Genomic DNA, 6,605 nt, shown 5'->3' with positions numbered 1-6,605 from the left:
CCCGCCTCGGCGCCGGGACGGACGTGCCCGTCGGCTCCCCGATCGCGGGCCGCACCGACGAGGCCCTCGACGACCTCATCGGCATGTTCGTGAACATGCTCGTGCTGCGCACCGACACCTCCGGCGACCCGACGTTCCGCGAACTCGTCGCGCGCGTCAAGGACACCGACCTCGCCGCCTACGCGCACCAGGACGTCCCGTTCGAGCGGCTCGTCGAGGTACTCAACCCGCCGCGCCACCTCGCCCGGCACCCGCTGTTCCAGGTCGGCCTCACGTTCCAGAACAACCCCGAGGCCAGGATCGAACTCCCCGGCTTCACCGCCGAGTTCGAACAGCTGCACGCCGGCGCGTCCCGGTTCGACCTGCTGATGATCCTCACCGAGCGGGCGGACGGCCTCGACGGCGAACTCGAATACGCGCTCGACCTGTTCGACCCCGCCACCGCCGAACGCCTCATCGCGCGCTTCGAGCGGTACCTCGCCGCTCTCCTCACCGACCCGGACGCCCCCATCGGCGCCCCCGACCTCCTCGACGCCGCCGAACGCGCCGCCGTCCTCGGCGACTGGGCCGGTGGCGGCCTCCCGGAGGCCGCCACCGTCGCCGTCGCCGACGACCGTACGACGATTCCGGCGTTGTTCGAGGCGCGTGCGGCGGAGCGTCCGGGTGCGGTGGCGGTGACGTTCGAGGGTGTGTCGTGGACGTACGGGGAGGTGAACGCGCGGGCGAACCGTTTGGCGCGTCGTTTGGTGGATCGTGGTGTGGGGCCCGAGCAGTTCGTGGCGTTGGCGTTGCCGAGGTCCGCGGATCTGGTGGTGGCGATCCTCGCGGTGTTGAAGGCGGGTGCGGCGTATGTCCCGATCGATCCGGATTATCCGGCGGATCGCATCGCGTACATGGTGGAGGACGCCCGTCCGGCCTTGACGCTCCGGTCGGGGGACGTGGAGGCGCCCGGTTACGACGACGGGAACCTCGATGTCGAGGTGTCTCCGGACAATCCGGCGTACGTGATCTATACGTCTGGTTCGACGGGGCGCCCGAAGGGTGTCGTCGTCCCGCATCAGAACGTGGTGCGTCTGCTGCGCTCGACCGAGGGCTGGTTCGATTTCGGGCCGGAGGATGTGTGGACGTTGTTCCACTCGTACGCGTTCGACTTCTCGGTGTGGGAGTTGTGGGGTTCGCTCCTGTACGGCGGACGGCTCGTCGTCGTCCCCTACCTCACGTCTCGTTCGCCCGGCGATTTCCTCGCGCTGCTCGAAGCCGAGGGCGTGACCGTCCTGAACCAGACGCCGTCGGCGTTCTACCAGCTCATGGCCGCCGACAAGGAGACCCCGGGCCGGGATCTCGCGCTGCGCTACGTGGTGTTCGGCGGCGAGGCCCTGGAGTTGGGGCGGCTGGACGACTGGTATTCGCGGCATCGTGAGGATGCTCCGACGCTGGTGAACATGTACGGGATCACCGAGACGACGGTGCACGTGTCGTATGTGGCGCTCGATCGGGCGTACGCGGCGACCGCTCCCGGCAGCGTGATCGGTACCGGCATCCCCGACCTGCGCGTCTACGTCCTGGACGATCGTCTTCAGCCCGTCCCGCCCGGCGTGATCGGTGAACTCTATGTCGCCGGTCCCGGCCTGGCACGCGGCTACCTGAACCGACCGGCGCTCTCGGCCGGCCGGTTCGTCGCCGACCCTCATGGCAAGCCCGGCACCCGCATGTACCGCACCGGTGACCTGGGCCGGTGGCTGGACGGCGGACGCCTCGAATACCTCGGCCGCGCCGACCAGCAAGTGCAGCTACGCGGGTTCCGGATCGAGTTGGGCGAGGTCGAGGCGGCGCTGTCGCGTCACGCGGACGTTCGGGATGCGGCGGTGGTCGTCCGTGACGATCGTCTGGTCGCCTACGTCGTCGCCTCCGGGGTCGAGACGTCCGATCTGCGCCGGTTCGTCGGCCGTGATCTGCCCGACTACATGGTCCCCGCCGTCATCGTCGAGCTCGACGCTCTCCCGCTGACGGTCAACGGCAAGCTCGACCGCAAGGCCCTCCCCGCCCCCGACCTGTCGGCCAAGGTCTCCTCCCGCACCCCGTCCACCCCCCAAGAGGAAACCCTCGCGCGCCTGTTCGCCGAGGTCCTCAACCTCGAACGGGTCGGTGTGGACGACGGGTTCTTCGACCTGGGCGGCGATTCGATCATCGCGATCCAGCTCGTGTCCCGCGCCCGCCAGGACGGTCTGGCGATCACCCCTCGCGAGGTGTTCCAGCACCAGACCGTCGAGGAACTCGCCGCCGCCGCACGTCCGGTCGGTGAGGACGAGCAGGTCGAGGCCGAACCGCCCGGGTCCGGCATCGGGCCCGTCCCCGTGACGCCGATCGTCGGCTGGCTGCGCGAGCGTGTGGACGGCGACGCCTCCCTCATCGCGGGGTTCCACCAGTCGATGCTGCTCCGCACGCCGCCCGCCCTCGGCGCCGAGCGGCTGACGGACGCGCTCGCCACGCTGATCGACCACCACGACGTCCTCCGCCTCCGCCTGGACGTCGACGACGCGACCGCTGGCGACCGGTCGTCCGCCCGGAGGGCGCGGTGGACGCCGCCGCGCTCGTCACCCGGGTCGACATCGCGGGCCTGGACGACGACAAGCGCGCCGCGCTGCTCGCCGAGCAGGCCGCCGCCGCCCGCGACCGGCTCGACCCGTGCACCGGCGCGGTCGCCCAGCTCGTGTGGTTCGACGCGGGCGACGAGCAGGGGCGGCTCCTCGTCGTCCTGCACCACCTGGTCGTGGACGGCGTGACGTGGCGGATCCTGCTGCCCGACCTGGTCACCGCGTGGGCCGGGGGAGACCTGCAGCCCGTCCGGACCTCGTTCCGCCGCTGGGCGCAGAAGCTCACCGCCGCCGCGCCCGGCGAGGACGCCCTCGAAGACTGGCTCGACATCGTGGACGGCCCGCCGCAGCGGCTCGCGTCCCGCGACCTCGACCCGCGCGTCGACATCGCGGCCCGCGCCCGGCACGTCACCCTCGACCTGCCCGCCGACGACACCGGCCCGCTCCTCACCGACGTCCCCGCCGCGTGGAACGCCCGCGCGAACGACGTCCTGCTCGCCGGGCTGGCGCTCGCGGTCGCGCAGTGGCGGCGGCACCGGCCCGGCGGCGGGCGCGGCACCGACGTGCTGGTCGACCTGGAGGGGCACGGACGCGACGACGTGGTGCCGGGCGCGGACGTGTCCCGGACGGCCGGGTGGTTCACCTCGATCCACCCGGTGCGGCTCGACGCGGGCCCGGCCGACTGGACGCGGGTACGCGCGGGAGGGCCGGGCGTCGCGACGGCGGTCAAGAAGGTGAAGGAGCAGCTCAGGGCCGTCCCGGACGCGCTCCAGTACGGCCTTCTCCGCTACGCCGACCCGGACGGCGAGGCGGCCGCGGAGCTGGCCGAGGCGCCGTCCGCGCAGATCGCGTTCAACTACCTCGGACGGGTCGCGCCCGGCGGCGCCGAGGACTGGGCGATCGCGCCGGAGGAGCCGCCCGCCGGGGAGGACCCGCGGATGCCGATGGCGCACGCCCTGGAGATCAACGCGATCACCCGCGACCTCCCGGACGGCCCCGTCCTGTCCGCCACCTGGACCTGGCCGGGCGAGCTGCTGGACGGCGCCGACGTGCGGGAGCTCGCGGACGCGTGGTTCACCGCGCTGCGCGGCCTCGTCGCGTGCGTCACCGCCGCCGCGTCCGGGGACGGCGCCGCGCCGGTCGGCGGGTTCACCCCGTCCGACCTGCTGGTGGACCTCGACCAGAGTGAGATCGACTCGCTGCAGAACGCCTGGAGGAACCAGCATTGAACCGGGGGGACCTTGAAGACATCCTGCCGCTGTCGCCGTTGCAGCAGGGGTTCTTCTTCCACGCCCTGTTCGACGCCGACGACACCGACGTCTACACGGCACAGTTCGTCTTCGACCTGGAGGGGCCGCTGGACGCCGCGGCGCTGCGGGCGGCCGCGGCGACGCTGCTGCGCCGCCACGCGAACCTGCGGGCCGCGTTCTGGCACGAGGACCTGTCGCGGCCGGTGCAGGTGATCCCGCGCACGGTGGAGCTGCCGTGGGAGGAGGTCACGGCCGCGGACGCCGCCGAGGCCGACGCGATCGTTGCGCGCGAGCGGGTGCGCGGGTTCGACATGACCGCGCCGCCGCTGCTGCGGTTCGTCCTGGTCCGCACCGGCCCTGAACGGTTCCGGCTGATCTTCACCAACCACCACATCCTGCTGGACGGCTGGTCGACGCCGATCCTCGCGACCGAGCTGTTCATGCTCTACGTGCAGGGCGGCGGCGACGCCGGGTTCCCGCGCGTCACCCCGTACAAGAACTACCTCGCGTGGCTCGCGCGGCAGGACCGGGCGGCCGCCGAGGACGCGTGGCGCCGCGCCCTCGACGGCGTCGACGGTCCCTGCCTGGTCGCGCCGGAGGCCGCCGCCCGCGCGCCCCGCCCGCCGGAACGCACGATCACCGAGCTGGACCGGCGGACGACCCGGCGCCTCAGCCGCGCGGCCCGCCGCCACAACGTCACGCTCAGCACCGTCCTGCAGGGCGCGTGGGGCCTGGTCCTCGGCCGGTTCCTCGGTTCCCGCGACGTCGTGTTCGGCGCGACCGTCTCGGGCCGCCCGCCCGAACTGCCGGGCATCGAGCAGATGGTCGGGCTGTTCATCAACACGCTGCCGATCCGCGTCCGGTACCGGCAGGACGAGACGCTCGCCGCGCTCCTCGAACGGCTGCAGGCCGAGCAGACCGACCTGCTCGCGCACCACCACCTCGGCCTCACCGACATCCAGCGGGCCGCCGGGCACGGCGCGCGCTGTTCGACACGATGACGGTGCTGGAGAACTACCCGTTCGACCCGGCGTCGACGGAGGGTTCGCTGAACGGCGTCCGCATCGCGGCCGCCGACTCCTACGACGCGACGCACTTCCCGTTGTCGTTCGTGGTCGCGCCTGGTGACGAACTGTCGCTGCGGCTGCACTTCCGGCCGGACGTGTTCGAACGCGACACCGTCGAGGCGCTCCTCGCGCGCGTCCGCCGCGTCCTGGAGGCGTTCGCCGACGACTCGTCCCGGCTCGTCGCGCCCTCGACCTCGCCGGGGACGGCGAGCGGGCCGCGCTCGCCGCGTGGAACGACACCGCCGCCGACCCGCCCGCCGGGACGCTCGCCGACCTGTGGGAGGCGCAGGCCGCGCGCACCCCGGACGACGTCGCGCTCGTCTGCGGCGACGCGTCCCTCACCTACGCGGAACTGGACGACCGCGCGAACCGGCTCGCCCGCGACCTCGTCGCGCGCGGCGTCGGCCCCGAGGACCGCGTCGCGCTCGTCCTGCCCCGCACGCCCGACGTCGTCGTCGCGATCCTGGCCGTGCACAAGGCCGGGGCCGCGTACGTGCCGGTCGACCCGGAGTACCCGGCCGACCGCATCGCCTACCTGCTGGACGACTGCGCGCCCGCCCTCACGATCACCGCGGACGACGTCCCGTCCACCGGCGACGGGAGCGGCGCCCCCGGCCGCGTCCGTCCCCTCCGGGGCGCGAACGCCGCGTACGTGATCTACACGTCCGGTTCGACCGGCCGCCCCAAGGGCGTGACCGTCACCCACACGGCCGTCCTCAACTACTACGAGGCGCACCGGGAAGGGTTCATCGACCCCGCGATCGAGGCGGCGGGCGGACGCCGAATGCGGTTCGCGCATCTCGCGTCGTTCTCGTTCGACACGTCGTGGATGGGCCTGCTGTGGATGATGCACGGCCACGAACTGCACCTCATCGACGACGACACCCGCCGCGACGTCGAGGCGTACACACGGTACGCGGCGCGCGCGCACATCGACCTCGTCAACACGACCCCGTCCCACTTCGCGTCCCTGCGCGACGCGGGACTGCTGGACGACGACGGGCGGCACCGCCCGTCGCATCTGCTCCTCGGCGGCGAGGCCGTCGGCGACGCGCTCTGGACCGACCTGCGGGCCCTCGCGCCCGCCGTCACCGCCCGCAACTTCTACGGGCCGACCGAGTCGACGATCGACACGACGAACCAGCTCGTCCCCGGCACCGACCGGCCGTCCATCGGCGGCCCGCAGCGCGGCACCCGCGCCTACGTGCTGGACGCCGCCCTGCAACCGGCGCCCGCGGGCGTCCCCGGCGAGCTGTACCTGGCGGGCGTCCAGCTCGCCCGCGGCTACCTCGACCGTCCCGGCCTGACCGCCGGACGGTTCGTCGCCGACCCGTTCGGCGCGCCCGGCGACCGCATGTACCGCACCGGCGACCTCGCCCGGTGGCGCCCGGACGGCACCCTCGAATACCTCGGCCGCGCCGACGACCAGGTGAAGATCCGCGGATACCGGGTCGAACTCGGCGAGATCGAGTCGGTGCTGTCCGGATTCGACGGGGTCGCGCAGGCCGCCGTCATCGTCCGCGACGAACGCCTCGCCGCCTACGTCGTCCCGTCCGGCATCGACGTCGCCGCCCTCCGCCGGCACGCCGCCGCCCGGCTGCCCGACCACATGATGCCGTCGCTGACCGCCCTCGACGCGCTCCCGCTCACCGTGCACGGCAAGCTCGACCGGGCCGCGCTGCCCGCCCCGGCGG

General features: G+C 73.1%; 3 protein-coding genes and 1 pseudogene. All 4 read left to right on the top strand.

The genetic code is table 11. From position 1 onward, the window contains the following. Positions 1–23: 23 nt before the first annotated feature. A pseudogene (locus BJF79_RS28765) lies at positions 24–2,225 on the top strand (non-ribosomal peptide synthetase); the annotation flags it as partial. A gap of 350 nt (positions 2,226–2,575) precedes the next feature. Continuing rightward, positions 2,576–3,823 (top strand): condensation domain-containing protein, encoded by a 1,248-nt coding sequence (locus BJF79_RS62075; protein WP_143220267.1) that lies wholly within the window; start codon positions 2,576–2,578, stop codon positions 3,821–3,823. Next, complete coding sequence (locus BJF79_RS28760) at positions 3,820–4,845, top strand: condensation domain-containing protein (protein ID WP_075902051.1); 1,026 nt, start codon at positions 3,820–3,822, stop codon at positions 4,843–4,845. Before BJF79_RS62075 ends, BJF79_RS28760 begins: the two co-directional genes overlap by 4 nt. A gap of 340 nt (positions 4,846–5,185) precedes the next feature. After that, a partial coding sequence (locus BJF79_RS28750; RefSeq protein ID WP_158079321.1) for an amino acid adenylation domain-containing protein occupies positions 5,186–6,605 on the top strand: 1,420 nt, incomplete at its 3' end.

The sequence above is a fragment of the Actinomadura sp. CNU-125 genome, assembly GCF_001942465.1.
In the GTDB taxonomy this organism is placed as follows: Bacteria; Actinomycetota; Actinomycetes; order Streptosporangiales; family Streptosporangiaceae; genus Spirillospora.
Note: the sequence above shows the minus strand (reverse complement) of the source record. Positions and strands in the feature narration are given on the sequence as shown.